The organism is Psychrobacillus sp. FSL K6-1415, assembly GCF_038003185.1.
GTDB classification, from domain to species: domain Bacteria; phylum Bacillota; class Bacilli; order Bacillales_A; family Planococcaceae; genus Psychrobacillus; species Psychrobacillus psychrodurans.
In genome coordinates this window covers 3,696,475-3,722,436 of sequence record NZ_JBBOOQ010000001.1, presented here as the reverse complement: position 1 = coordinate 3,722,436, position 25,962 = coordinate 3,696,475, and the positions used below count along the sequence as shown (strand labels likewise).

24 protein-coding genes are annotated in these 25,962 nt (G+C 36.8%); 16 read left to right on the top strand and 8 right to left on the bottom strand.

Annotation, left to right across the window (positions count from 1 at the left end):
* Positions 1–155: 155 nt before the first annotated feature.
* Entirely contained in the window at positions 156–911 is a 756-nt protein-coding gene (locus tag MKY60_RS18265) for a hypothetical protein (protein WP_340930873.1), read from the top strand.
* 120 nt (positions 912–1,031) lie between these two features.
* Here MKY60_RS18265 and MKY60_RS18260 read toward each other — a convergent pair.
* A protein-coding gene (locus MKY60_RS18260; protein ID WP_340930872.1) for an IS3 family transposase occupies positions 1,032–2,599 on the bottom strand; the annotation gives its coding sequence in 2 pieces (ribosomal slippage) (positions 1,032–1,948 and positions 1,948–2,599; 1,569 coding nt in all).
* Positions 2,600–2,855: 256 nt separating this feature from the next.
* Between MKY60_RS18260 and MKY60_RS18255 the strand changes: the two genes are divergently transcribed.
* Genes MKY60_RS18255 through MKY60_RS18240 form a run of 4 tightly spaced genes read left to right on the top strand, consistent with a single transcriptional unit; the run spans position 2,856 to position 7,758 of the window.
* Positions 2,856–3,785, top strand: coding sequence for an ABC transporter ATP-binding protein (locus MKY60_RS18255; protein ID WP_241597924.1), 930 nt, complete (start codon positions 2,856–2,858; stop codon positions 3,783–3,785).
* A 17-nt stretch (positions 3,786–3,802) separates the two neighbouring features.
* Positions 3,803–5,077 (top strand): ABC transporter permease, encoded by a 1,275-nt coding sequence (locus MKY60_RS18250; protein ID WP_340930871.1) that lies wholly within the window; start codon positions 3,803–3,805, stop codon positions 5,075–5,077.
* Entirely contained in the window at positions 5,074–6,183 is a 1,110-nt protein-coding gene (locus MKY60_RS18245; RefSeq protein WP_340930870.1) for an ABC transporter permease, read from the top strand. Before MKY60_RS18250 ends, MKY60_RS18245 begins: the two co-directional genes overlap by 4 nt.
* A 15-nt stretch (positions 6,184–6,198) precedes the next feature.
* Positions 6,199–7,758 (top strand): GNAT family N-acetyltransferase, encoded by a 1,560-nt coding sequence (locus MKY60_RS18240; protein ID WP_340930869.1) that lies wholly within the window; start codon positions 6,199–6,201, stop codon positions 7,756–7,758.
* A 79-nt stretch (positions 7,759–7,837) separates the two neighbouring features.
* Here the strand turns inward: MKY60_RS18240 and MKY60_RS18235 are convergent, their stop codons facing one another.
* Genes MKY60_RS18235 through MKY60_RS18225 form a run of 3 tightly spaced genes read right to left on the bottom strand, consistent with a single transcriptional unit; the run spans position 7,838 to position 10,531 of the window.
* Positions 7,838–8,401: a hypothetical protein gene (locus tag MKY60_RS18235; protein WP_269922538.1), complete on the bottom strand. Its 564-nt coding sequence runs from the start codon at positions 8,399–8,401 to the stop codon at positions 7,838–7,840.
* Positions 8,398–9,288 carry a hypothetical protein gene (locus tag MKY60_RS18230; RefSeq protein WP_340930868.1) on the bottom strand — a complete coding sequence of 297 codons (891 nt, stop codon included), beginning with the start codon at positions 9,286–9,288 and terminating at the stop codon, positions 8,398–8,400. The genes MKY60_RS18235 and MKY60_RS18230 overlap by 4 nt, the downstream gene beginning before the upstream one ends.
* A gap of 13 nt (positions 9,289–9,301) precedes the next feature.
* Positions 9,302–10,531 (bottom strand): helix-turn-helix domain-containing protein, encoded by a 1,230-nt coding sequence (locus MKY60_RS18225; RefSeq protein WP_340880573.1) that lies wholly within the window; start codon positions 10,529–10,531, stop codon positions 9,302–9,304.
* 124 nt (positions 10,532–10,655) lie between these two features.
* On the opposite strand from MKY60_RS18225, the gene MKY60_RS18220 reads away from it, so the two are divergent.
* On the top strand, positions 10,656–11,951 hold the full coding sequence (locus tag MKY60_RS18220; RefSeq protein WP_093495599.1) for an MFS transporter: 1,296 nt from the start codon (positions 10,656–10,658) through the stop codon (positions 11,949–11,951).
* A gap of 176 nt (positions 11,952–12,127) precedes the next feature.
* On the opposite strand, the gene MKY60_RS18215 is transcribed toward MKY60_RS18220, so the two are convergent.
* Complete coding sequence (locus MKY60_RS18215) at positions 12,128–13,291, bottom strand: MFS transporter (protein WP_241597919.1); 1,164 nt, start codon at positions 13,289–13,291, stop codon at positions 12,128–12,130.
* A 187-nt stretch (positions 13,292–13,478) separates the two neighbouring features.
* The gene (locus tag MKY60_RS18210; RefSeq protein ID WP_090566449.1) at positions 13,479–13,886 is read right to left on the bottom strand and encodes a CBS domain-containing protein; all 408 of its coding nucleotides are present in this window, start codon (positions 13,884–13,886) and stop codon (positions 13,479–13,481) included.
* A 174-nt stretch (positions 13,887–14,060) separates the two neighbouring features.
* Between MKY60_RS18210 and MKY60_RS18205 the strand changes: the two genes are divergently transcribed.
* Entirely contained in the window at positions 14,061–14,198 is a 138-nt protein-coding gene (locus MKY60_RS18205) for an Lmo0850 family protein (protein WP_211895692.1), read from the top strand.
* A 120-nt stretch (positions 14,199–14,318) separates the two neighbouring features.
* Here the strand turns inward: MKY60_RS18205 and MKY60_RS18200 are convergent, their stop codons facing one another.
* The gene (locus MKY60_RS18200) at positions 14,319–15,341 is read right to left on the bottom strand and encodes a DUF418 domain-containing protein (RefSeq protein WP_340931118.1); all 1,023 of its coding nucleotides are present in this window, start codon (positions 15,339–15,341) and stop codon (positions 14,319–14,321) included.
* 114 nt (positions 15,342–15,455) lie between these two features.
* Entirely contained in the window at positions 15,456–16,637 is a 1,182-nt protein-coding gene (locus MKY60_RS18195; RefSeq protein ID WP_093495597.1) for an FtsW/RodA/SpoVE family cell cycle protein, read from the bottom strand.
* 154 nt (positions 16,638–16,791) lie between these two features.
* Between MKY60_RS18195 and MKY60_RS18190 the strand changes: the two genes are divergently transcribed.
* The 9 genes from MKY60_RS18190 to MKY60_RS18150 all read left to right on the top strand — a co-directional run bounded on the left by MKY60_RS18190 (position 16,792) and on the right by MKY60_RS18150 (position 25,674).
* Complete coding sequence (locus MKY60_RS18190; protein ID WP_241597917.1) at positions 16,792–17,535, top strand: hypothetical protein; 744 nt, start codon at positions 16,792–16,794, stop codon at positions 17,533–17,535.
* Positions 17,536–17,596: 61 nt separating this feature from the next.
* Positions 17,597–17,929 carry a DMT family transporter gene (locus MKY60_RS18185; RefSeq protein WP_093495596.1) on the top strand — a complete coding sequence of 111 codons (333 nt, stop codon included), beginning with the start codon at positions 17,597–17,599 and terminating at the stop codon, positions 17,927–17,929.
* On the top strand, positions 17,929–18,243 hold the full coding sequence (locus MKY60_RS18180) for a DMT family transporter (RefSeq protein WP_090566459.1): 315 nt from the start codon (positions 17,929–17,931) through the stop codon (positions 18,241–18,243). Before MKY60_RS18185 ends, MKY60_RS18180 begins: the two co-directional genes overlap by 1 nt.
* A 67-nt stretch (positions 18,244–18,310) precedes the next feature.
* Entirely contained in the window at positions 18,311–19,393 is a 1,083-nt protein-coding gene (locus tag MKY60_RS18175; protein WP_340930867.1) for a D-alanine--D-alanine ligase, read from the top strand.
* Between the two features lie 4 nt (positions 19,394–19,397).
* Positions 19,398–20,768: a UDP-N-acetylmuramoyl-tripeptide--D-alanyl-D-alanine ligase gene (locus tag MKY60_RS18170; protein WP_093495594.1), complete on the top strand. Its 1,371-nt coding sequence runs from the start codon at positions 19,398–19,400 to the stop codon at positions 20,766–20,768.
* Between the two features lie 19 nt (positions 20,769–20,787).
* Positions 20,788–21,504, top strand: a complete 717-nt coding sequence (locus MKY60_RS18165) for an alpha/beta hydrolase (RefSeq protein ID WP_093495593.1) — start codon at positions 20,788–20,790, stop codon at positions 21,502–21,504.
* A 337-nt stretch (positions 21,505–21,841) separates the two neighbouring features.
* Positions 21,842–23,395, top strand: a complete 1,554-nt coding sequence (locus MKY60_RS18160) for a DEAD/DEAH box helicase (protein WP_093495592.1) — start codon at positions 21,842–21,844, stop codon at positions 23,393–23,395.
* A gap of 301 nt (positions 23,396–23,696) precedes the next feature.
* Positions 23,697–24,176 (top strand): PH domain-containing protein, encoded by a 480-nt coding sequence (locus tag MKY60_RS18155; RefSeq protein WP_093495591.1) that lies wholly within the window; start codon positions 23,697–23,699, stop codon positions 24,174–24,176.
* Positions 24,166–25,674 (top strand): PH domain-containing protein, encoded by a 1,509-nt coding sequence (locus MKY60_RS18150; RefSeq protein WP_340930866.1) that lies wholly within the window; start codon positions 24,166–24,168, stop codon positions 25,672–25,674. The genes MKY60_RS18155 and MKY60_RS18150 overlap by 11 nt, the downstream gene beginning before the upstream one ends.
* Positions 25,675–25,962: the final 288 nt, after the last annotated feature.

The window sequence follows — 25,962 nt, the reverse complement described above, 5'->3', positions numbered from 1 at the left end:
GTTCTTAAAGTCGGGCGTCTTTTGCCCGTTTTTTTTATGTTTGGCTAAGTTAAAGGGTAGGGTTGTTTTTTTATGAAGCGATGTAGTTTGTGAGATGTTACACTTAAACTAACGAAGCAGGTCAGTCTAATGAGATAACTAAAGGAGTGTTGTTCGTGGAAAATCAATATAAATGTATCTATGATATAGATAAATACAGAGATGCTAGAATTAAAATAAATGGAGATGGTCAAGAACTCGAATTCACATTTATGGTTACATTCGTTTCAGTTCCTCACTTCTTCCATATTCTTTTACAACTTTGGACTGGAAAAGTGAACAAAGCTGAAATAAACGGTTACGGTTTTGCAGTGACATATTATTTAACGGTGGAAGAGAAAAACCTATGTGTTGAAACTCTCACTTTTGGCAATGGTGCTTATAAACCTATTTTCACCAATTATAAATTTGACTTTGAGAGATTTGCCAAAGCATTAGCTAAAGCATTTTCTGATTATTTCCAAGAGCAAAAGAACAAAGGACTATATCCTCTTCCTCTTGAGGTTGATGAATACTGTCATCACTTATCGAATAAAGTAATTGAAAACTATGAAAAATTCTCGACCATCATCAACGAGAGTGAATTGAATATGATTAGACCAGTAGAGGAAAGAAAAGGTAATACTTTGTTAGATGATGTACTTGCGACTTACCTTTTAAAATCCGAAAAGGAAGGTATTGAATTTCTCCTAAAAAACGATTACAAAAAAGTAAATGGTTTAGGTTATTACGTTGTATCATTCCACGGAGAAGGACTAGAAGAAACAGTGTTACAAACTGTATTTGACGATTCAAACGATGCCGTAAATTGTATGGATTTACTGGTACAAAGCTTAGATAATGGTTGCGGTAGAGATATATTAGGTATTTAAAAGAGGAGTAGTTTTCATTTAAACTAACAGATACTTTAGAAAAGAGGAAATCAAATTAAAATGAGCTTGGAGGATTGAACTGCCCCCTGTCAAGTAGACAGTGGAAATAAATAAAAGACATTAGGCGGCTTTAACCCTGTATTCTAAGGGACTAAGGCCGCTTAATCTTTTTTGTAATCTTTCAGTATTATAAAAATGAATATACTCATCAATATCTTCCTTCAACTCTTCAAACGTACTGTACTTGTTTAAGTAATACTTCTCACATTTCAATGTTCCCCAAAATCCCTCCATTGGTCCATTATCAATGCACCTTCCCACTCTTGACATACTCTGTACTATTTCTGCTTTCTCTATTTTCCTTTTAAATGTAGAGGAAGTGTATTGATATCCTCGGTCACTGTGAAGCAGTGGAGTTGCTCCTGTGTTAACTTCCAAAGCTAAATCGAGGGTTTTAAAAACCAATGAATTATTATTGGAAGTACCTAGTACATAGCTCACAATTGATCCATCATATAAATCCAAAATCGCACTCAAATAAGCTTTCTGTGAAACTCCGTATTTCATTTCGGTCACATCAGTTAGCCATTTTTCATTTGGCTTGTCGGAGTTGAATTTCCTGTTCAACACGTTTTCAGCCACATGCCGTGGTGTACTTGATTTATACTTCTTGCGCTTACATCGAATAACCGCCTGGATTCCAGCAATCTTCATCAGTCGGTAAACACGCTTATGGTTAATAGACTTCGATAAGGCACGTCTCAGATTCATCGTTATACGGCGATAACCATATATACCATCCACCTTATTGTGTAGGAGTAATATCTCCTCAAGAATTTCCTCATTCAACTTCTCATTTTCTGAAGGGGCACGATTAAGCCACTTGTAGTAGCCAGAGCGTTGAATTCTTGCAATCCCGCATATTAGCACAATGGAAAATTTCTCTTTCTCATGAAGTTCCTGGATGGCTATATATTTATCGATTAATCGAACTTGGCTTAAAGACGTCTCTTTCAACGCCTCCTTTCTAGTTCCTCCAACTTTTTTAAGAATGCAACTTCTGCACGAAGACACTCATTTTCCCGCTCTAACTTCTTCATATCACGCTGGTACTTCTCATCGGGAGTTAACTCTAGCTCTGCCTTAGTCCGGCCACGCTTGTCTTTAAGACCGTCTTCTCCTTCTTTCTCAAACTTCTTTACCCATTGATACACCTGTTGATAGGAAACATTAAACTGTTCCGATGCCTGATGATAATTTTTTCCATTCTGAAAGTAGTACATAACTATTTCCAAACGTTCTTCAAGTGCAGTGGACCGAACTTTAATCATAGAGTTATTCATCCTTTTCATCTCTTTTAAATCTCTATGATCATTATAAATCTTTATCCACCTTCGTAACACTGATCCACTGGAAATTTCGTACTTGCGTACAATCTCGGCTTGAGAATAGCCATTGGAAAGGTAGTCAAGGACCGCTGCCATTTTTACATCTTTAGAATACCTTTTCCATCCATCGGGATTATTAAGCCCATCCATTCCATATGTTTGAAATTGGTAAATCCATTCTTTAATTGTTTCGTCAGAAACATTGTATTGACGACAGAAGTCACTAATTGAAGTTTTTCTGTCCTCATAAGATACAATTACCTCATACTTTTGTTGTGCAGTAAAAGCACTTTTACCCATAGAAAAAAACCCCCAATAAAGGAAACAGATTTTTTATTATTTCATCTGTCTACCTTATTGGGAGCATATCAGATATCTCCTAGCCCATTTTTTTGTTTTAAATCCACCTCTACCTTTAACATAGCCTTATGTTTAAAATAAATTCTCGAACCCAGCCACTACACTATCTAAATGCGAAATATTTAAAAAACTTTTACATAATATGGTGTAGTAGTTTGCTATAATCGATTTAACTAGGTTGTAAGGAGATGGGAGAATGCTACAAGCAATAAGTCTTTCCAAAAAATTTAAAACAAAGGAAGTTGTAAGAGAAATAAACATGGAACTATTGGCGGGGGAATCAGTTGGACTATTAGGGCCTAATGGTGCAGGGAAATCGACGACTATTTCTATGTTGTCCTCTTTAGTCATACCAACAAGTGGAGATGTTCTATGGGATGATAAGTCCATTTCAAAAAATCCTGAGCCATTGCGTAAAACATTAGGGGTAGTTCCTCAAGAAATTGCCCTATATCCTGAGCTTTCTGCTAGAGAAAACCTGGCTTTTTTCGGAAGAATATATGGGTTGAAAGGGGAACTTTTAGAAACACGGATAACAGAAGTCCTAAAGAAAATTGGATTGTCTGATAGACAAAAGGATATAGTTAAAACCTTTTCAGGTGGTATGAAAAGACGTTTAAACATTGGGGCGGCTCTTTTACACAAACCTTCTATGCTAATTATGGATGAACCGACTGTCGGGATTGATCCTCAATCTAGGACGTATATTTTAGAAACAGTTAAACATTTTGTAGAAGAGGGAATGACACTTTTATATACTAGTCACTACATGGAAGAAGTAGAAATGCTATGTGACAAAATTTATATTATGGATCAGGGCAGAATAATTGCTTATGGTACAAAAGAGGAGCTTAAAGAGCTGGTCTCAGATAACCAAACCATTGAGTTGAAAGCGGACTTATTTACTGCAAATTTTGAAAAGGCTCTAGGTGAACGCTTTCCAAAAGCAACCCTCCGAATAGAAGAAAAGATACTAACGATTTCAATGTCCAAAAGTGAAGAGCCATTAGCTACTATTTTTGCGATTGCTGCTGCAAATAATGTAGTGATAACCTCTGCGATTGTCAAAGTGCCATCTCTGGAAGATGTGTTTTTGCATTTGACTGGAAAAGCACTGAGAGATTAAGAGAGGAGACCTGAGTCATGCTGTTTAGTTTAATTATAAAACAAATGAAAATGCTTATACGAAATAAGCAACCGTTGATTATTTTGTTAGTTATGCCACTCGTTTTAATAACCATTCTTTCAAATGCATTAGGAAGTATGATGGATGGTGGAGAAGAAGTGGCTATTCAAGCAAATTTACTTATAGTAGATGATTCATCCTGGGTTCAAGAGGAAGAAGCAATTAAACTCTTTCTAGAACAAGAGGGAATTACAGGTCCACCTATGGATGCTTTACTTAGTCAACTTAAAAATAGTGATCCAGTCGAATTGTTGAAAAACACCATTTTGACCTCAGATGAAATGAAAAAATATATTGCAACGGACTATAAACAGACAGTCGATTTAAAGGTGACTCGGCAGGATAAAAACATAGATGGCATTTTAAGTATACCATCTAATTTCCGACTGAATTATATTAAATCGGTGTACTTTAACAACGCTGACTTTGCAGAACTATCCTTATACTTAAACCAAGATAATGACATTCGTGCTTCCATAATCGAATCAGTACTAGCTGATTGGAAAAGTGGATATACGCAATCAGCGGCCCTTTTAGATGTAGGTTTATCACCCGAGAAAGTAATGAGTAGTGTCAATAGTGTTGAGAAAATAGAACAGGTTTTAGAGTCTAATGAGCGGAAGATTCCTGCATCTATTTACTACACCGTTGGGATGCTAGTGATGTTTGCGTTATATATTCCTGCTTTTCTAGCAGGCTTTGCTCTGCAGGAAGTGCAGTGGAAAGTATATGACCGTATTTTATTGGCTGGAGTCTCTCCTATTTTATACACACTTTCGATTTTCTTCACAGGAACTCTTGTAGCCTTTATCCAACAAGCTATTATGCTCTTATTTGGTATGTTTGTATTAGGGATAGAATGGATCAGTTTAGAAGGATTGACGGTTATTGTTATTAGTTATAGTGTATTTGTTGGTGCATTATCAGCTTTAATGACAACTCTCCAGTTTCGAACAAAAACAGAAGGTATTGCAAATGTATTCAACGGGATATTCATTACAGTATTTTCTTTCCTAGGTGGATCTTTCTTTAACATTCGAGACATCTCAGAAACACTTGGGAAAATTGGGGATTTAACTCCCAATGGTGCAACGATGTCCGCCATACTATCTATACAAAAAGGTCAAGATTTATCAGTTATTTGGCCATTTATGTTTGCAATATATTTACTGGTCGTTGTGTGCGTATTACTTTCCATTGTTTTCTTTCCGAGAAGAGGTGTAACAGAATGACGGGAATATGGATTGCTAGATTTCAAAACTTAATACGTAAGCCTACCGTTTTAATTATGATGACGGTAATGACCTTGGTGATGGCATATTTGGTAGGTGGCACTAGTAATGGGAAGATGAGTGTATCAGTAGCAGTGGATGACTCTGAGCTGAGTATTGCCGTACTAGAAAGACTAAAAGAAGAGGGAGGATATTCTCTTAGAGAAACTACAGAAGAGGAGTTAAAACAAAAAGCAAAAGAAGATATTCGAATGATCGGAATTGTGTTGAAAGAAGCATCCTACACCATTTTTTCTGCCTCAGATTCAGATAGTGTGAGAAATCTAACTCTTATAGTTGAATCGGCTTATAGCGATGCAAGCTTTAAGCAACAAGTAATCTTGGCAGGTGGAGAGAGTGCATGGTCTGATTTAGAAGTGAGTCTGCAAGAAAAACAAGCATTCCTCCTACAAACAGAGGCAATGGATGAGTCAGAGGTTTTTCGTTACGATAATGCTCTTCAAAGCTTGTTTGGTTTTATGTTATTTTTTGTTTTTTATACGGTGTCTATTAATGTTCAATTTATATTGGATGATAAGCGCACAGGTGTATGGAACAGATTGAAACTAGCATCGATTAGTAGATTCCAATTATACTTTGGTCATCTTTCATTTAGCTATATTATTGGGTTTGTTCAAATGCTGTTAGTCCTGTTCGTTTTCCGCTATGTGTTAGGGACCAATATGTACGATGGTTTTTGGAAAGTAATAATCATTGCTGCTTTCTATGTATTGCTTGTAATGGCGTTTTCTGTTTTTGTTATTTCTTTAGTGAAAACAGTAAGTCAGAGCAGTATTATTATTTCACTTGTAGCAGTAGCCTTTGCAATGATTGGTGGGGCGTACTGGCCTCTAGAAATAGTTCAGTCAGAAGGGTTACTTGCGATGAAATGGATTTCTCCTATTTATTATGCAATGGAGTCTATGAAACGAGTAACGGTATACGAGGGAACTTTAAGTAGTGTTTGGACGTATGTTAGTATGATGGTAGGTATTGCAGTAGTACTATTAGTGGTAGGGATTACTTTATTGGAAAAAAGAACGGAACGCTATCATTCCAGCGAATAGATAGGGGAGATAGGGATGTATTGGTGTAAAATTGCACGTACAGAAAAAGAGTTTGAAGCGATTGCACGACTGAATTATGAAACGTTTGTGGAGGAGATACCTCAACATGAGCCCGATCCTAGTGGAATGCGGGTCGATGCGTTCCATCATGAAAACGTATATGTTATTGTACTAAAGGATCAGGAGCTAGCAGGGATGGTGGCATTTAAAGCTACCCGTCCCTTTTCTTTAGATTTAAAGCTTGGTTCAGTGGAGGAATTTCTGCCAAAGGATGCATTAAACGGACAGCTATGTGAAGTACGATTGCTGGCGGTGGATAAAGCACATCGAAATGGGCGAGTGTTTTATTACCTTGCACGTGCTCTATCCGATTATGCTTATGAAAATGGATATGGAGCAGCGGTAATATCTGGTACGGTAAGGGAACAGAAACTATATAATCAGCTTGGCTTTGAACCGTTTGCAGACCCTGTAGGAACGGAGGAAGCAAAGTATATTCCGATGGTATTAACAAGGGATCGGTTTGAGCTTTCTGTTGCTGCTCGATTTAAACAAAAAAGATATTCTTTTTACCCGGGACCTGTACAGCAGTCTGAAGCAATTCAGCAAGCATTTACAGTTAGGCCTATATCACATCGAACACATGAGTTTAAGGTCATGCTAGAAAGAGTGAAGAAAAACCTACTGTCAATGAGTGGAGCCAAGTATACCCATTTGTTGTTAGGTAGTGGTACGCTTGCAAATGAGGCGATGATTGCACAGATACATGTGTTAGGAGAGAAGGGCTTAATCGTGAAAAATGGTGCCTTTGGTGACCGGTTGGAAAAACAAGCGGAACGTTGGCGTTTATCTTTTGATGTGTCGTCTTTTGAATGGGGAAGCCCACATAATCTAATGTTAATAGAAGAAAAGCTTGCCACAGGTGCTTATAGTTGGCTTTTAATGGTTCATGGCGAAACATCTACTGGTATGTTAAATAGCCTGGAAGAAATGAAGGTCTTATGTAACCGTTATAATGTATTGCTTTGTATGGATTGTGTAAGTTCATTTGGAGCACTTCCATTTAACTTGGAAGGAGTATATCTCGCAACAGGTGTAAGCGGTAAAGCCATTGGAACAATGAGCGGTTTAGCTTTTGTATTTGCAAACACCGAGATAACATCGAGCAGTGATATCCCTTCGTATTTAGATCTGGGACTGAGCGTGAATAATTCGACACCTTTTACGATGCCTTCTCAGTTTGTACATAGTTTAGAAGTTGCGTTAAAGGCCTATGAAAATGGAATGAGGTACAATTTATTGCATAGTCGCATGCAATTTATCGAAGATGAAGTGTACAAGCATGGGATTGAATTACTTTCAGATAATCACTATCCGATGATATTTACATGGAAAGAGGATAATTTTCCACACCTAGCAGAGGACGCAAGAATGTCCGGATTCGATCTTCACTATAAAAGCGATTACTTAATCGCAAAGAATCTACTGCAGGTATCCTGTATTCAACCAGATTTTGAAGTTGCATGGGTGAAGTTTATGGATTGGCTGGACAACTACCGATTATATCACGGTTAACTATTAGGTCTCTTCTAATCTAATAGCTATTAATGAAAGGGCTGCATCTATCAACTAATCGATAGATGCAGCCCTTTTACTATACGAACTTTTCAAACACGTTATCTTTGGGGAAGCATTTTTGTATATTGCGTAAGTATATAAGAAATGAAAGTTCTATAATGAAAGAAGCAATAATAACGATAATCATTAATGGGATACTTATATTCATAGAAATGTTCATAAAAAAAGGCTGGGTTAATGATGTACTAAGCATTATGACCATATACCAGCTGAACATTCTATTAGTTCTAAAAAGCGCTTCGTCTGTAGGAAGTAATTTAGCAACGCCAAGTAGTAAGATGAATAGGTAATAAACGAGCACTATTTTGATTAAAGCTAACAAACTTGGGTAATGTTTAAGCCACTCAATTTGCTGAATCATCTGATCGTTTAAGAAGAAATTAGGAACAGATATAATTACTAAAGCAATGCACAGTACTTTTAGTTTGTCATATGACTGATTTGATAAACTAGCGATTTGCTTTATACCGTTATATATGAAAATGTAGCCAATAAAATCTGGTAACATATCTACAATAATTTGTATTTTTAGAAGGACAAATAAAAAGCCGAGAATGAGTTGCTTGAATCCCTGTCTCATTTATGTTCACCCCTTACTTTCAGGACGATATCATCAATATCCTGATTTAAAAGATTGGGTTCAATTAGTAGAGGGAAAGCATAGGTAAAGGCTTCTCTTGATTCCGTTATGCCCGACCAATCATTAACAACATTTACGTAAGAATCGCTATACTTTGTTTGAAATATTAGTGCAACAGAATCACCTTTCTGAATTTCTAAAGGCCACTCTATATCAGTGTAAAGTGGAGCGGCTATATCCTCCCATTCCTTGTTCAAGAGTTTCTCAACTTGTGCATTAGTGGAGGTATCGGATAATAACTGCACTTTAAGCTCTACCTTATTTATTAGTGAATCTGGTAGTGTAATCTCATCCATCCTAACAGTTTCGGTTGCCTCAAAAAGATTTCCTTGAATCCCTTGGTTGCTTCCAAACCCTGCAGTACTCGAAATGTAATTAGTTTCACTAAGTGGTGTTCGGAAATTTAGCTTCTCCAATTGGACAGGTACAACCTGAACATTTGTAAAACGAGCGTATACCTCATTGGATTGAAACCCTTTTACAATTTGTTTCAATGATTGCTCATCAAATGTAAAACTTGCTTGTTTTAAATATTGATGAGTAAAATGCTGCCTATATGATTGAGCAGTCAAATCCCCAAACCAAGGGAAAAAATTTTGTTCATTGCTATAGGTATATTCACCAGCTATTAAAGTTTCTAACTCGATTACTTCACTGCTATTAGTCAAATAAAATAACGAGAAATTGGTTTTTTCAGAAGATGGAATATCAATGTAAGCATTTAATACGACAGGTTCTTTTAATTGATGCAGTTCAAAGTAAACTATATTAGCAATCCAGCTTATTAAAATAGTAATAACAATACCCCAAAACCAATTTTTCTTCAATAATCTGATCCCCCTATAAACGCATCATTACTTTCTCATGCGTAGTATGGATAAATTTTTTATATGGTGTGTCTGGCATCTTTTCAATGTTGGTCATTGCAACTTTTACAGCAAATACAGCCTTTTCAACTTGGTTTAGTTCTAGATAGCATAATGCAATGTATGCATCCTTTTCATAGAAAATAGATAAATCGATTGGATGGTGGACGACGTCAGGAATTTTCACCTCTATAAATTTCTCCAATGCCTCAGTAACTCTTCCTAATCCGTATAAAGTTTTAGCTCTTTCAAGTTGGAAGTAGTGAGTAAATAAATTTATATTTACCTGGTCAAGTGAGAATTTATGGTATAAAGCATCTGCCTCTATATACATTTTTTTGTATGTATTTAAGTAATGTAGATTAGCATAATGTATAAAAGCTTTAGAATCCTCATCATCCGCAAATTCGCTATAGGCTTCCAGTTTTTTTAAATAATAATCTTTTCTTTCTATGTTTCCTTCCATCATTGCATGTGCTGATGCTAGTCTAAATAGATTATCTATTTGTTTAAATATTTTATGTTCATTGCAATAGAGAATGGCATCATTCATCACTTGAATGGCCTCCTCATTTTTGCCAACTGCAAAGTAAAGTACTGCTTCTAAATAGTCATAATCCATGCGTGATAATGGATCAACCCAAAGTGGATTGTCTTCCAGTTTTTTTCGTTCTTCTAATAAAACATCCAGTGCTACTTGATAGTGATGATTCATAAATGGAATTATTGCAAGATTTCTCCCTATGTCAGCGCTTTTAGTTATCAAGTGCAAGTCTTCATACATTCTTGCAACCTTCTTCAGCAACGCTACAGATTCGTCAGGAGAAGAATAAGCTAAGCATCTTCCGTAAATGTCGAGTAATCGCGTTGCCTCATATCCCTGAGTTAGTTTTGGTATATATGGTTCTATTAGATTTTTTACCTGTTCAATTTCATCTGCAAACTCATAGTTCTTTGTGTTGAGTAATAATTCTGCTTGATCTATTACATTTCGCAACTCTTGTCCGCTTATTTCTTCCAGTAACTCAGTTACTTCAACACCAAGCTGTGAAGCGATATAGTTTAAGCTTTCCATAGAAGGATTTGCTTTGTTGTTTTCTATTAAACTGAGCATGCCTTTAGTTAACTCTGTGCCTGCTAAATTTTCAAGCGTCAGTTTCTGTTGTTTACGTAATGTACGAATGCGTTCGCCTAATGTGGACATCTTTTCACCTCTTATTAAGTTTAATTATATTAAACTTTTAGTTGAATTGAAAGGATAATAATGTTATTCTTTGTTTAATAAAATTAAACTTTTGAATAATTCTTAAAACAAAGGGGTAGGGAAGATGGAAGAAGTATTAAAGCTTAAAAAAGCCACATATCACTTGTGGACGTTTACTATCAGTAAGTTAGTTTCCACTTTTGGTGCACAGGTGTATTCGTTTGCAATCAGCTTTTACATTTTGCAATTAACAGGATCTGCATCTAGTTTTGCATTAAATTTAATTTGTAATATTTTACCAAGGACTCTAGTTGCGCCGTTTGCAGGATACGCTGCAGATAAATATTCTCGTAAAATGATTGTCATCGTATCGCAAATTGCTACGACAATTGCAATTGGTGGATTACTTATTGTGAGCATGACGATGGGTTTATCTTTAATTGCGATTTATAGTACGACAGTGATTTTATCGTTGACTTCTCTATTTTCTGGGGTAACTTTCAGTTCGTCTATTACTGGATTAGTAGATGAAGGGCGAATTCAGAAAGCGATGTCGCTTAATCAAATGTCAATTTCGTTTGCGGCAATTGGTAGCCCGGCGGTGGGAGGACTTCTCTACGGAGCAGTGTCTATGCCTGTATTTCTAATAATGTATATGGCGGCCTCGATTATCGCTGTAGTCTTGGAATCCACGATGGACTTTAATTTATTTGCGAAGCGAAAAGAAGTAGTGGAAGGTGAACCGAAGGAACCAATGCTAGAGAGTATGAAAGCAGGCTTCCGTTACTTAATGAAAAAACCTATTTTAAAAACAATGGTTGTTATCTCCTTATTCATCAACTTTTTGTTTGGTGCCTATCAGGTAGGATACTCATTTATCCTCATTGAAAAATTAAAGATTAGTGCTCAACACTTTGGTTTTACAGAGGGGGCATTTGCAGTTGGGATGCTTCTATTGTCAATTTATTTTTCTGCACGTAAGGAATTGAAATTTCCGTTTCTAGTATCTAAATGGAGCATTGTTTTCATGGGTGTTATTATTGGAGCGGTTTCTATACCGTTGTTGATAGATATGTCCTATACAGTAATAGTTGTATTTTATGTCGCGTTAATGTTTTTCTTTGGAGCATCAATGATTATAACAAACACTCCAATACAGGTGATGATGCAGAAAATGATAGAGGATGATTATAAGGGACGCGTATTCTCGATAATAGAAACATGTGCAATGGCTCTAATGCCAATTGGTATGGTGTTATTTGGATTTTTATATGACGTCTTCCCAGCGGAAGGTATTTTAATTGTTTCAAGCGTTTTGTTGATATTAGTAATTCTATTCTTGGCAAGACCATCTGTAGTTAGAGCCGCACATCCAGAGCTCGGACAGAAAAAAGTAGAGTACTTGAAAACGGAGAGCTGATCAAATTTTGTGATGCGAGAGAGAAATTATCCTATACGAGAAAGAAAACCTCTTATGTGAGAGAGTTCCATGCCTATACGAGAAGCTTGGCATGTGCAAGAACCATTTACGCGGGTGCTTAATTCATAAAAAAACAGGTGAAGGAAACGATTCGTTTTCCTTCACCTGTTTTCATTTCATGCAAAATCTTTCAATGACTTAGTTGACTTGCGGTATGCAAAAATTAAACCTATAGAAAGAATTGCGAGCACTCCGGATAACATGTAAATATTGTCGGGTTGCATTGTAAATAGCCAAGCAAACAATAACGGACCGATAATCCGCCCTAGATTATCCATAGAGTATGACATTCCGGCAGCTGTACCATAGCGTCCACCAGATTCTTTTGTAGTAAGCGAGACAATTGTAGTTCGTGCTAATGCATTTCCTGCGGTGAATATACATAATGAAAGTCCAGCCCAGAAAATACTTTGAGTAAAAACAGTCAAAAATAATCCAACCGCTGTTACAACTTGCGCGTATAATAACCATTTTGTTTCCGTACCATTTTTAATGCGGCGTACGACTCCACCTTGAATTGCTGCATCGACAAATCCACTGAACATAAACAAATAGCCGATTTGTAGTGGAGTAATTTCAATTCTTTCGATCTGGAATAACTGGAACGTTGCTTCAAGACCTGCTAGTAAAAACGTCACCATGAACGAAAATAAGAATAGATATCTAATACGGTAATTCCATAGACTTGAAGCGCCCTTCGGAAGAAGTGCGCGTTTATTCGCTTCACCCGTACGTTCTGGTTCCTTTAAAATGATTAAAGCATAAACAAAAATCACGAGCAATAAAATCGCGGAAGCTGTAAATGGAAGTGCCAAATCTATATGTCCTAATACTCCTCCGATTGCTGGACCAAAAATAAAACCTAAACCAATTGACATGCCAAGGAATCCCATATACTTATTACGGTTCTCTTCATTTGACAAATCAGCTGCAAATCCCGTAACTGCGGTATACAAAGCACCGGAAAATAATCCTCCCACTACACGAGATAGGTAAAGCATGAAAAGCGAATCAAAAAATAATGAAAACAACCAAAAACTTAAACTGAATCCTACTAAACCAACTAAAATAAGCGTTTTTCGTCCAATACGATCTGATAGCATTCCCCATAATGGAGCCGTGAAGAAGGAAGCTAACGAGTAAACCGTCAATAGACCACCTACGTGGATTTCATTATAATCTTGCTCTAAAATAACCTCTGGCAGTACGGGAATAATAATTCCAAAGCCGAGATAAACTAAAAATTGGATAGACATTAGTATAAATATAATCTTATTCATGCATCGAACCTGCTTTCTGCAATTCTTCTATCCTATATATTACACGTTTTTATTATGTTTGACACGTTGTAATCGGGTAGTAGGAATTATGACAGAAACCGGGGTAAATGAATTTGCTGTACTACTAATCGATATATGGAGAAATATAAAAAGCCATCCTGATTTAGGATAGCTTGTGTGTTTAGAATTACCGTGGTTCGGATATACTTTCCATAGCATTTGAAATTTCTTGGACATGTGGGAAAGGAAAAGCTAAATCCGCTAAAGAGACAAAGCCTACGAGATTACCATCCTCCATTACAGGAAGTCGCCGAACTTGATTGCGCGCCATAACAATAGAAGCATCGGCTGTAGAATCTTCAGGGGAGACGGAGATAACGGTCTTGGTCATAACATCCTCCACCTTGCTTTTTATATCCTTGGCTACCGACCTTGTCACGATATCTCGATCCGTAATCATTCCAACTAATTTTTTGTTACTGACTACAGGTAAACAGCCTATGTCCAACACTCGCATCTGATCTGCTACTTCGCTCACATAGTCCTGAGGGTTACAGGTTACTACTTCTTTACTCATTACATCTTTTATATTCAAACCATTCACTCCTTTAGGAATTAGCATGGTTTACAAGTCCATAATATATGTAACAAAATTGAAAGATTCAACTTAGGTAAAAAGTGGTATAATAAAATAAATTAAATTAGTTTTAAAAAGAAACTTTTTTTAAAGAAAATCGTAATTATTAGATAGAAGGACGAGGTGGATTCAATGGCAAAGGAAGTTGATTTAAAGAAAATTGTTAGTAATCTTTCAAAGCTTGGTGTTACTGTTACAATGACGAAATCTAGACTTGACCTACTTAAAGCTTTAGCACCACCAGCGCAAAGTCCTCACGCACAAAACTAAAAAGAAGGTGACTTGAAACTTCATTACGAAATGAAGTTAGAGTCACCTTCTTTTTATCTAGTCCAAGGCCAAGACCAAGACCAAGACCAAGACCAAGACCTGCTGTAACGCGAAATACAATTAACCTCTTCTAATCGGTATCACTTTCCAATAAGTAATTATCCTCCATATCCATTCTAGAGGTCCCATTTTAAAGAACTGTAGCCATACCATACTGAAAGCTAGTTGTATAGCGTAAATGGTAATGCATATTAGTAGCGTATCTATATAGCTGAGTTGAGGTGTGATGAATAACTTTCCTGCTATTAAGATAAAGATCGTTTGTCCTAAATAATTTGTTAATGCCATACGCCCGTAATATTTTAATGGTGATAATAGTCGTTGGAATACTTTAAATCGCAATAGTAATAACAGTAGCCCAACGTAAAAAGCTGATAATAAAGGACCAATAGTTATGCCTATTCTTAAAAATGTACTTGCTTGATCATAAGTACCATCAGCCTCCATAAATATCATGTTGATGAATGGTTGCGAGGGTATACTTTGATATTGAATATAAAAACCAATAACACTAGCTGCTAGAGTAAGAATCGTAAAAAGCATTATTTGTTTTGTTTTAGATACAAGGTTTTCGAATACACGGTATTGACCACAAACTAACCCTAATAACATTAGTGGAATTATTAAGAGTATTTTAGTTGCCAGAACTGCAAATACTATTAATAATACAAGACTAATTACTAGGTTTATTTTTTTATTTACTTTATAAAACGGTAGTATAATAATACCGATAATTGCGTAAAACAATAATGCTTCTCCTGGATGGAACATTGAATGGACTACTCCCAAAATCAACAATATTACTAATCTTCGTGTAAAAAGAATGTATGCTTTCTCACCTCTGGCAAATGAGCGAGAAATAAATAGATAAAAGCCTAGCCCAAATAGAAATGAAAATATTGTAAAAAATCGTCCTTCTACAAATAAATATAAAAACTTCTGGTAGCTTGCGTCTAACGTATTTGGTTCTGGAATACCTATGTTTAGTAGTGCAAGTATATTAACTAGAATAATCCCTAATAATGCAAAACCCCTTATGTAATCAAGTTCATCAATTCTTTTCTCTCTTATTACTTCCTTCATTTCCATAATCATCCTCCTGAGTATAATATTAAACGTTATGATTAGAGAAAGGTTTCTGTAGCAACAAAAAAGCGAGTAGAAATGGTGTAAACCAATTTTCCACTCGCACTATAATCAATCGTCTTCGTTTTTTGCAAACATATAAGTCCGATGATGAAACTTCATACTAAATACTAAACCAATGGCTAACATATTCCCCATGAGCGAACTACCACCGTAACTTATAAATGGTAGAGGTATACCTGTGATCGGCAATAATTGAATAGTCATGCCAATATTTTCGAATACATGGAATGTAATCATTGCGATGATTCCAGCGCAGACATAAGTACTGTATGCATCTTTTAATTGAAGTGTAATTTTCGTCAAATGAAAAATAAGTAGGAAGTAAAGACTAACAACAATACTTGCCCCTACGAAACCGTATTCCTCTCCAATAACGGCAAATATGAAGTCGGTATGATTTTCTGGAACATACACAATACGTTCTCCATAACCTTTACCGAAAATCTCTCCAGAGCCGATGGCATTTAAAGAAGTGATTAAATGCATTCCTTCATCTGATGCATAGGAATAGGGGTCTAACCAAGAATATATACGAGCGAATTGATATGGGTCGAATCCAAACTTATCCTCTAGAAAATCTTGCATATAGACGGCCATCCACAATAGGAGACCACCAATTCCTATACCACCTATAAAGAAGGGGAGTATTATTTTCCATGCAATTCCAGCTACTATAATAAGTGCTATCGTAATTGCCAAGAACACTAAAGAGGTACCTAAGTCAGGTTGTGTAAGGATAAAAGCTAGGGGAATAATTAATGTTACTCCAATTTTAACTAGCAAAATTAAATCTGTCTTTACTGTCTTGATTTGATTCTTCTCATTATGAATCGTGATTAACCGGGCAAGTCCTAATATATAAAAGGTTTTCATAAATTCAGCAGGCTGAATATCACCAACAGGTAAGTGAAACCAACTCTTCGCACCATTTCTCGGCTCAACTAAAGCTAATGAATCAGGGAGTATGAAAAGAACAAGAAGTAAAAATACGCCAATTGCGTATATATACCAGGATAATTTTTTATATTGCTCTGGTTCAAAAAACATGACAAACCCAATGATAATGGAACCGACAACATACCAAAATAGCTGTTTGGGTATAAAGTTTGTTGCATATTGTCCAGAGGTTTGTGCTGACGAAATAGCAAGTAAGCTAATGATAAGAAATAATAATATAATAAAAGCAAGTGTCCAATCAAAACGATCAGCAAAGCCTTTTTTGTTCTCCATGTAAGTCACCTATGTTTCCTTCAAATTTCCTTCACCTATTATAACGTATATTAATACTTTTTGCTTGCTGGTTTAATAGAGACGTGAAAGGGATTAAAGATGTTTCCTTGTATAAATCGTGCTATTATTATGAACAGATAAAGGAGTGATTTTAGTGGCAAAGAAAGAAGTGAGAGATATGGATGAGTATTTCACACATTTATATGTTCACGTAAATGAGGTAGAGCATTTTGCTCTGTTTAGCGGAATAACGGTTCAACAGTTTATAAGGAATTTCTCTGACTTGTCTGCTCTTTTGTTGCTAAAACATAGCTATGATGATGCTTCTTTTAATATGCATACGCAGCTTGAATTTATAGTTCCTGAGCAATACAACCATTTCGTAAAGGATTTTACTGAAGGGCCTTTTGAAGTTTGCTTCATGGATTTTGAAGATGAGCGCAAATTAAATATGCTCTCTCCTCAAGAACAAGCAGAGCTACTATACATAGCACATAAAAAAGAAGCTTTTCGATCGCCCTTCTATCATCACCTACAAAATAGATTTGTCTATCTATCGGATGAAGGTGAGAAAATTACAAAAATCTATTTCCGAGATATGGAAGACTTTAACCAATTAGTTGCAAATGTGGTTACAGGGCTAATTAGTAATAAGTCTAAGTCAACAGCTTTTTGGCGTAAAAAGAACAATATCGTCCTACCAAGATTGTCTGCTGAAAAAGTAACCGAACACAACGAGCTATTTGAAGATGGTGTGTTAATGTCGTTATTCAAAACAGATAAATCTCATTATGGTATAGAAATTCGTATTCTTCCTGAGAATATTTTTCCGGATGAAGTTTTGGAGGATTTGAAATTACATATAGCTAAACCGGTAGATGTACTAATAGAAGTATAAAGAGAACGCTTTTGCCAAGTGAAAGAGGCAGGGGCGTTTATTATGTGGTGAGGTGAAAAGCATGGCCTGGATATTATTAATAATTGCAGGATTAACAGAAATAATATGGGCAATTGGTTTAAAAGAGGCCCATGGCTTTACGGAGCTCATTCCTTCTATTGTAACGATTATATTTTTAATCGTGAGCTTTTTCCTATTTGCTAAAGCTATGAAGACGATTCCGATAGGTACAGCATATGCTATATTCACAGGTATTGGAGCAGCAGGCACGGCTATTGTAGGAATTATTTGGTTTCAAGAAGAAGTAAGTGCTGGAAAGCTATTCTTTTTATTTGTTCTCCTTTTTGGGATCATCGGTCTAAAATTGGTGGATGATGAAGAGGAGGTGGCCTGATGGAGTGGTTTTTATTAATAATTGCTGGTTTATTTGAAGTGGCTTTTGTTATTAATATGAAGTTATCGGATGGTTTCAAAAATGTTAAATATACGATTCTCACGGTCATTTCTGCTTCTTTAAGTTTCTTTTTATTATCATTAGCCTTAAAGGATATAGCGGTCGGTACTGGTTATGCAGTATGGACAGGAATTGGGGCTGCGGGAAGTGTACTTCTCGGGATGTATTTATTTCAGGAGAAAAAAAGTAGAAAGAAATTGTTTTTTCTAAGCTGTATTATCATGGGAGTAGTGGGTCTTAAATTGTTCGGTTAGATACTCAACTATTAAGGCTGTCCGTGATAAACTAATAATATCCAAAACATGGAGGTAATTTTAACTTATGAAAATAAAAGTAGGCTTATTATATGGTGGGAAATCTGCAGAGCATGAGGTGTCACTACTTACTGCTAGAGCAGTTTCACAAGCGATCAATTTTGAAAAATATGAAGTATATCCAATTTTCATCACTAAAACAGGTGAATGGAGAAAAGAAGGTCAGTTAACTGCGCCGGTAGAGTCAATAGAATCTCTAAAATTTGGCAATGAAATAACAACTCCTAATACCATTTCTAGTTTCCTTCCACAACAAGGAGACGATACCACTCAACTAGATGTTATTTTCCCTCTTTTGCACGGACCTAATGGGGAAGATGGAACGGTACAAGGATTGTTAGAAGTATTGAATTTACCGTATGTAGGTAATGGGGTATTAGCATCTGCTGCAGGAATGGATAAAGTGGTTATGAAGCAATTATTTGCGCAAGCTGGCTTATCACAAGTTCCTTATGTCTATTTCATAAGTAAAGAGTGGAAAAAGAATCAGGATGCATTACTACAAAATATAGAAGAAAACTTAAAGTGGCCTTTATTTGTAAAGCCTGCCAATCTTGGATCAAGTGTTGGAATTAGTAGAGTTACAAACCGACAAGAACTTATTAAAGCGGTTGAATATGCCTTTAAATATGACCGTAAAATTATTGTGGAACAAGGGATATTTGCTCGTGAAATTGAAATGAGTGTTCTGGGAAATGATGAACCAAGATGCTCAGTAGCGGGAGAAGTACTACCAACTAAGGATTTTTATGACTACGAAGCAAAATATGAGGACGGTACGACGAATTACGCAATCCCTGCTAATATTTCTGAAAAGCTTCAAGATAAACTAGAGGATGCTGCAATTCGTGCATTTAAAATTTTGGATTGTTCGGGACTTGTCCGGGCAGACTTTTTTGTAACGGATCAAGAAGAGGTCATTATCAATGAAGTAAATACAATGCCAGGCTTTACACCAATCAGTATGTATCCAAAGCTTTGGATGGAATCGGGACTTTCTTATCCGGGTCTAATAGAAGAACTTATCCATTTGGCAATTGAACGCCATGAAGAAAAACAGCAGCTTGAACACTCGAAAGACGGGAAGTGACCGAGTGAAAAAAACATTAGCAAATATAGCAGAATGGTTACACATTCAAAAGAAAACAGACGATAATCCGGTCGTTACGGGAGTTTCGATAAATACAAGAACAATTAAACCAGGCGATTTGTTTATCCCGTTTCGTGGAGAACAAGTAAATGGGCATCGGTTTGTTCAAGATGCTTTTGCAAAAGGAGCAGCAGCATCGCTTTGGTTGAAGGACGAACCGGATCCACCTAAGGGCGTTCCGCTTTTGTTCGTGGAAAGTGGCGAAGAGGCACTCCAGCAAATGGCACGGGCTTATCGAGCAGAATTAAACTCTGTGTTTATCGGCATTACTGGGTCGAATGGTAAAACATCCACAAAAGATTTAGTAGCAGGTATGCTGTCGCCTTATTTTAGTGTGAAAAAGACAGAGGGTAACTTTAATAATGAACTAGGATTACCATTAACTATTCTTTCTCTAGAGGAAGATACAGAGTTTGCAGTGCTCGAAATGGGTATGAGCTCCTTTGGAGAAATCGAGTTTTTATCAAATTTGGCTAAGCCAAAATATGTAGTCATTACAAATATTGGGGAAGCTCATATGCAAGATCTTGGTTCTCGAGAAGGTATTGCAAAAGCAAAATTTGAAATCATTGCAGGATTAGATGCCACTGGTCAATTATTCTATGATGGGGATGAGCCATTACTTCGACCATTTGTGGAGAAAAATCCCAATGTACAGGCGAAATCATTTGGTGTTCAGGAACAAAATGATTTACGTATTGCTGAAGTAAACTTTACTGAGCAAGGAAGTGCCTTCCGTGTTGAAGGAGAGCTAAACGAAACAATGTCTATTCCTGTGTTAGGTGAGCATCAAGTAAAAAATACACTTGCTGCACTGCTAATCGGAAAAGAAGTTGGATTAACTGCAGAGCAGATGCGTAAATCTTTAAAACAAATAGTTTTGACTGATATGCGTATGCAGGTGATCGAAGGAGTAAATGATGCAATTTTCATAAACGATGCTTATAATGCGGCTCCGACTTCCATGCTTGCTGCAATTTCATTCCTTGAAAAGTCATCTATTAAAACTGATAAGTGGCTTGTATTAGGTGATATGCTAGAGCTTGGAGACAATGAGCGGCAATATCATGAAGACATAAGCAAATCTATTTCAAATAAGAGATTTGTGGGAGTGTGTTTATATGGACCACGGATGGAATGGCTGTATAACAAACTTGTAGATCAATTTACAGACGAACAACTCATTTGGGTCAATGACGACACAGAAAAACTTGTTGCGTTTTTAAGAAATAAAATTAATGACCGCTCTATTGTTTTAGTGAAAGGTTCAAGGGGAATGCAATTAGAAAGAGTTATTGAGCCGTTCCAAAAATAATAAGACGGGTGTGGGGACAATGAAAACAGGCGTATTAGGTATTCACGGTTTTACAGGTGGACCATATGAGATTCAACCATTTGTTGACTATTTGAAAGTTCATACAAACTGGGAAATTGTTGTCCCCACATTACCTGGTCATGGAGAAACGCTGGAACTAAAGAATTTAACCGCAGAATCGTGGATGATGACAGCGGAACAGTCTCTTAGGCAAATGCAAAAGGAAGTAGACCGTGTAATTATTGTAGGTTTTTCGATGGGTGGAATTATTGCGATGTACTTGGCGAATCGTTATCCAGTATATAAGCTTGTTTTATTAAGTGCTGCAGCGAAGTACATATATCCGGCACAGCTTTTACAAGATATAAAGGATATAGCCAAAGAAGCAGTGGTAGGTAGGCTCGAAGAAAACTCTTTATATAAACAATACAGTTACAAAGTGAAAGGAACTCCAATTCCTGCGACGTTAGAATTTATGCGATTAGTACGTATAGTTCAGCCCTATTATGGTCAAATTACAGTACCAGTCTATATAGTTCAAGGCAAAAAAGATGGTATTGTACCTTACGCGACTGCCCAGTTTATCTACGATGAAATTGGATCTTTGAAAAAGGAAATAGTCTATTCGGAATCAGGGAAACACCATATTTGTTATAGCGAGGACTGCGAAGATTGGTATAACACTGCTTTAAAATTTTTAAAGGAAGAAGAGGAGGAAGAGACTACAAGTAATTAACTAATAATTATAACAGTTGCTTATTCATTGCAACTGAGTTTGTTGCATGATATACTACGTTTAGAGCAATGGATACATTTTGTGTGAAGACTCTTCAGCGTTTATTGAAGAGTACTTTTTTTTGAACATAACGGTTTGTTGAAGTAGTATTGCACGATCACTCATTAACAGACCGCTCGGCAAAAGACCGGGCTTTCCCTTTATATAAGACCCCTCTGATCTAAAACCACAGAGAATTTTAAGTAACGGAAACGTTCCTCGTATAGGCTCGAATTTGCCGCAATTTCATCTGAAAATGTAACCATTTGTCAAAACAAACAAAAAGGAGATTAAAATTTTGACAAATTTTTCAGAATTAAATATTAGCGCTTCTACATTAAAGTCCGTACAACGTATGGGGTTTGAAGAAGCTACACCAATCCAAGAAGGTACTATTACACATGCTATGGGTGGACGCGATGTTATCGGTCAAGCACAGACAGGTACAGGTAAAACTGCTGCATTTGGTATCCCTATGATTGAAAAAATTGATACTAAAAACCCGAATATCCAAGCGTTAATCATCGCTCCAACACGTGAACTTGCAATCCAAGTTTCGGAAGAGCTTTATAAATTAGGATATGACAAAAAGGTTCGTCTATTATCTGTATACGGTGGACAAGAAATTGGTCGTCAAATCCGTGCACTAAAAAACAAACCTCAAGTTATTGTTGGGACACCTGGTCGTATTCTTGATCATATCAACCGTCGTACTTTGAAGCTTGATCAAGTTCAAACACTTATCTTAGACGAAGCAGATGAAATGCTTAACATGGGATTCATCGAAGACATCAACACAATTTTAGAAAGCGTACCTCCTGAGCGTCAAACATTATTGTTCTCTGCTACAATGCCAGGACCAATTCGTAAAATTGCTGATCGCTTCATGAAAGATCCAGTTGAAGTAAAGATTAAGTCGAAAGAAATGACTGTTGAAAATATTGAACAGTACTACGTAAAAGCTACTGAGCGTGAAAAATTTGATGTTCTTTCAAGAATTTTAAATGTACATCAACCAGAGCTTGCGATTATCTTTGGTCGCACAAAACGTAGAGTAGATGAATTAGCACATGCACTAAGCATTCGTGGTTACCTTGCAGAAGGAATTCATGGTGATTTAAGCCAAGCGAAACGTATGTCTGTATTAAAACAATTCAAATCAAATAAAATTGATATTCTTGTTGCAACGGATGTAGCAGCACGTGGATTAGATATCTCTGGCGTAACACATGTGTATAACTTTGATATCCCACAAGATCCTGAAAGCTATGTTCACCGTATAGGTCGTACAGGACGCGCAGGTAAAAGTGGTATCGCTACAACATTCGTAACACCAAGAGAAATGGGATACTTACGTATCGTTGAGAATACAACGAAAAAACGTATGGAAGCTTTAATCCCTCCAAGCTCAGATGAAGCACTAGTTGGACTTAAACGTGTAGCAGTAGAATCTTTATCTGAAATTGTAAACAAAAATGATTTAGGCGATTATCGTCCATTAGCACAAGAAATGCTTGAAAAATTTGAAGCAGTAGATGTAATTGCTGCAGCTTTAAAATCAATGACGAAAGAACCGGATGATACTCCGATTTCTCTTTCTGAAGAACGCCCACTACCTGCTCGTAGAGAACGTAGCGGTGGAGGCGGTTCTCGTTCTGGCGGTGGTTACAAAGGTAACCGTAGTAGTGGTGGAGGACGTAGTTCATCAGGTGGTCGTGGCGGAAGCGGCGATCGCGGACCACGTTCAGGTGGCGGTTCACGTCCAAGCTCTAGTGGACGTCGTAGCAGTGGTCCACGTGACGGCTCGACTCAACGCAGCACAAGAACTCGCTCATCACGTAGCGAAAACTAAATTGAAAAGCATAAGCACCTATGCAGCTCAGATAAGCGCTGTAAGGATTTCGCATAAAGGCGTCCTTTGCCTTTATCGAAATTCTGAAGCGACTCGGGGAGTTAGGTGTTGAAGCTAGACAAAATTTCAAAGGATGAACTTACATTTCGATGTAAGCTCATCCTTTTTCTTTTTAAGATATATGGTCTGGTCTCGCACTAGTAACCATTAGACTTCATCTAAATGGATGTGTAGAAAATTGTAAGATACTGAAACATTTTAGGGTCTGTTTCGTATACAATGATAAAAGAGGGGGTTTAATATGAGACAAGAACCAATTAATCGATTATCTGAAAAAGGATTACGTGTATGGAGGATTTATGGAATATTTCAAACCTTGGTTGCCTTATTAGTAGGTATAGGGGCTGGAGTTATCAATTATTTCACGGGACAATATATATGGCTATACATAGTAGATGGAGTAGTGATATTACTCATTGGATATTTATTAATTTATTTATTCCCGAAAATTAGGTGGACTCGTTGGCGATACGAAGTGCGTGAGCAAGAAATCGAGTTGCAGCATGGTTTGTTTATCGTCAAAAGAACGCTTGTGCCAATGGTTCGTGTACAGCATGTAGATACTGAACAAGGCCCGATATTGAGGAAACATGATTTGTCATCAATTACTATTTCAACTGCTGCAACTAGTCACACAATTCCTGCCCTCATAACTGCGGAAGCAGATGAACTTCGTGGTAGAATTTCTGTACTTGCAAGGGTGGCGGAAGATGATGTCTAAGGAAAAATTTACATTACATCCTATATCTGCAGTTATTAATTTCGTAAAAGTTTTAAAGGAAATGATATTACCTCTAATAGTAGTTATTGCAGTAAATGGATTTGGAGGAAGAGGAGAATCTGAAGGTTGGAGCTCCTATATAGTCTATATTATTTATGCAGTGTTATTAATCGCTATGTTGGTTAGCGGAATCATAAAATGGAAGAGGTTTCGTTACTGGTTCGAAGAGGAAGAGCTTCGCATTGAATATGGTCTTTTCGTAAAGAAAAAAAGGTATATTCCATTTGAGCGTATTCAAAGCTTAAATTACACTGAAGGAATCTTTCATAGACCTTTCGGATTGGTAAAGGTGAAAGTAGAAACGGCTGGTGGGGGAGCAACGAAAGAAGCGGATGCAGAGTTGACTGCAATTTCTAAAGAAGCAGCCGAACAAATAAAAAAAGAAATGAGTCTCGCCAAGAATAAGGAGTTAAATATACTTAATGAAGCGTTACAATCAGAAAATCAGGTAGTAGAGCAGCGGAAGCCTTTATTCCGGATGTCTCAAAAGGATTTACTAATTTTAGCTAGTACATCTGGTGGAGTTGGAGTCTTTTTCTCTGGTTTAGCTGTGTTTGTCTCGCAGATCTCAGAATTAATCCCATATGAAACTATTTATAATGAAATTATTATGTTTATTAGGTTTGGAGCTCTACTAATAGCTTTAGCTGTATTTTTTGTACTACTTGTTGCCTGGATGGTATCAGTTGCAATAACGTTTATAAATTACTATGAGTTTACTATTCGGGTAGAAGATGAGGAAATTATAATTACTAGAGGATTACTAGAAAAGAAAAAGGTAACGATTCCTTTATCGCGCATTCAAGGAGTGCGTATTGTGGAAAACCCTCTCCGCCAGCTTACAGGGCATGCAGCTGTCATCGTAGACAGTGCAGGGGGCTCATTAGCAGAGAAGGACGAGAAAATCAGATTAATTCCACTTATTAAAAAGAACCGAATCAATCCTATTCTTGTCCAAATTTTCCCGGATTATCATTTTGAACCTAACTTTACGCGAGTTCCTAGGCGCTCCAGAAAGTTCTTTTATCGCTTAGACTTTCTATGGATGATCCCGGTTGCGGCAAGTGTTAGTTATTTCTTTTATCCATTTGGATTGATGTCTCTATTGCTATTGCCACTAAGTTTTCTTTTGGGGGCATGGCAGCATAAAACGGCTGGATATTGGAAGGACGAAAAACAACTTGTTGTACAGTACCGTCTATTTAGTAGAGTATCTCTATGGATGGAAAAGAAACGTATTCAGGCTATGACAGAACGTACTACGTATTTTCAAAAAAAAGCTGATGTTTCTTCTATTGTAACTACTATTAAGTCGGGTGTTACTGGATCTGCTACTACTATCCCATCAATAGAAAAAGCTGATGCAGAAAACCTTATGGAATGGTATGAACCAACTAGAAAAGAACCTATAGATAGAGAAAAAGAACAGCCTTTATAGGGGCTGTTCTTTTTTTAGAAAGTATTAAGTTCAGATATTCCATGTACTTTGAAGAATATACTACTGATTTCGGGTCAAGGGTGGACGCTTTCCGCGGGCGGGTGTAGCTTCAGTCTTCTCGCTTCGCTATGGGGTCTTCACCTAACGCTTCTCCCGCTGGAGTCGCCTCCTTTCACTTCTATCAATTAAGCAGTGCCCAACTTTAAGAATTAACCAGCCCATTGTCAGATGATAGAATTAGTTCAAGTTAATGAACCGATAGAAGTATCCTTATAATCGCTATAAAAT

Bases quoted from the DNA above. Each gene is read 5' to 3' on its own strand.
- MKY60_RS18255 (WP_241597924.1), top strand. From the start codon at position 2,856: ATGCTACAAGCAATAAGTCTTTCCAAAAAATTTAAAACAAAGGAAGTT.
- MKY60_RS18250 (WP_340930871.1), top strand. From the start codon at position 3,803: ATGCTGTTTAGTTTAATTATAAAACAAATGAAAATGCTTATACGAAAT.
- MKY60_RS18245 (WP_340930870.1), top strand. From the start codon at position 5,074: ATGACGGGAATATGGATTGCTAGATTTCAAAACTTAATACGTAAGCCT.
- MKY60_RS18240 (WP_340930869.1), top strand. From the start codon at position 6,199: ATGTATTGGTGTAAAATTGCACGTACAGAAAAAGAGTTTGAAGCGATT.
- MKY60_RS18235 (WP_269922538.1), bottom strand. From the start codon at position 8,401: ATGAGACAGGGATTCAAGCAACTCATTCTCGGCTTTTTATTTGTCCTT.
- MKY60_RS18225 (WP_340880573.1), bottom strand. From the start codon at position 10,531: ATGTCCACATTAGGCGAACGCATTCGTACATTACGTAAACAACAGAAA.
- MKY60_RS18220 (WP_093495599.1), top strand. From the start codon at position 10,656: ATGGAAGAAGTATTAAAGCTTAAAAAAGCCACATATCACTTGTGGACG.
- MKY60_RS18215 (WP_241597919.1), bottom strand. From the start codon at position 13,291: ATGAATAAGATTATATTTATACTAATGTCTATCCAATTTTTAGTTTAT.
- MKY60_RS18205 (WP_211895692.1), top strand. From the start codon at position 14,061: ATGGCAAAGGAAGTTGATTTAAAGAAAATTGTTAGTAATCTTTCAAAG.
- MKY60_RS18200 (WP_340931118.1), bottom strand. From the start codon at position 15,341: ATGAAGGAAGTAATAAGAGAGAAAAGAATTGATGAACTTGATTACATA.
- MKY60_RS18195 (WP_093495597.1), bottom strand. From the start codon at position 16,637: ATGGAGAACAAAAAAGGCTTTGCTGATCGTTTTGATTGGACACTTGCT.
- MKY60_RS18185 (WP_093495596.1), top strand. From the start codon at position 17,597: ATGGCCTGGATATTATTAATAATTGCAGGATTAACAGAAATAATATGG.
- MKY60_RS18180 (WP_090566459.1), top strand. From the start codon at position 17,929: ATGGAGTGGTTTTTATTAATAATTGCTGGTTTATTTGAAGTGGCTTTT.
- MKY60_RS18175 (WP_340930867.1), top strand. From the start codon at position 18,311: ATGAAAATAAAAGTAGGCTTATTATATGGTGGGAAATCTGCAGAGCAT.
- MKY60_RS18165 (WP_093495593.1), top strand. From the start codon at position 20,788: ATGAAAACAGGCGTATTAGGTATTCACGGTTTTACAGGTGGACCATAT.
- MKY60_RS18155 (WP_093495591.1), top strand. From the start codon at position 23,697: ATGAGACAAGAACCAATTAATCGATTATCTGAAAAAGGATTACGTGTA.
- MKY60_RS18150 (WP_340930866.1), top strand. From the start codon at position 24,166: ATGATGTCTAAGGAAAAATTTACATTACATCCTATATCTGCAGTTATT.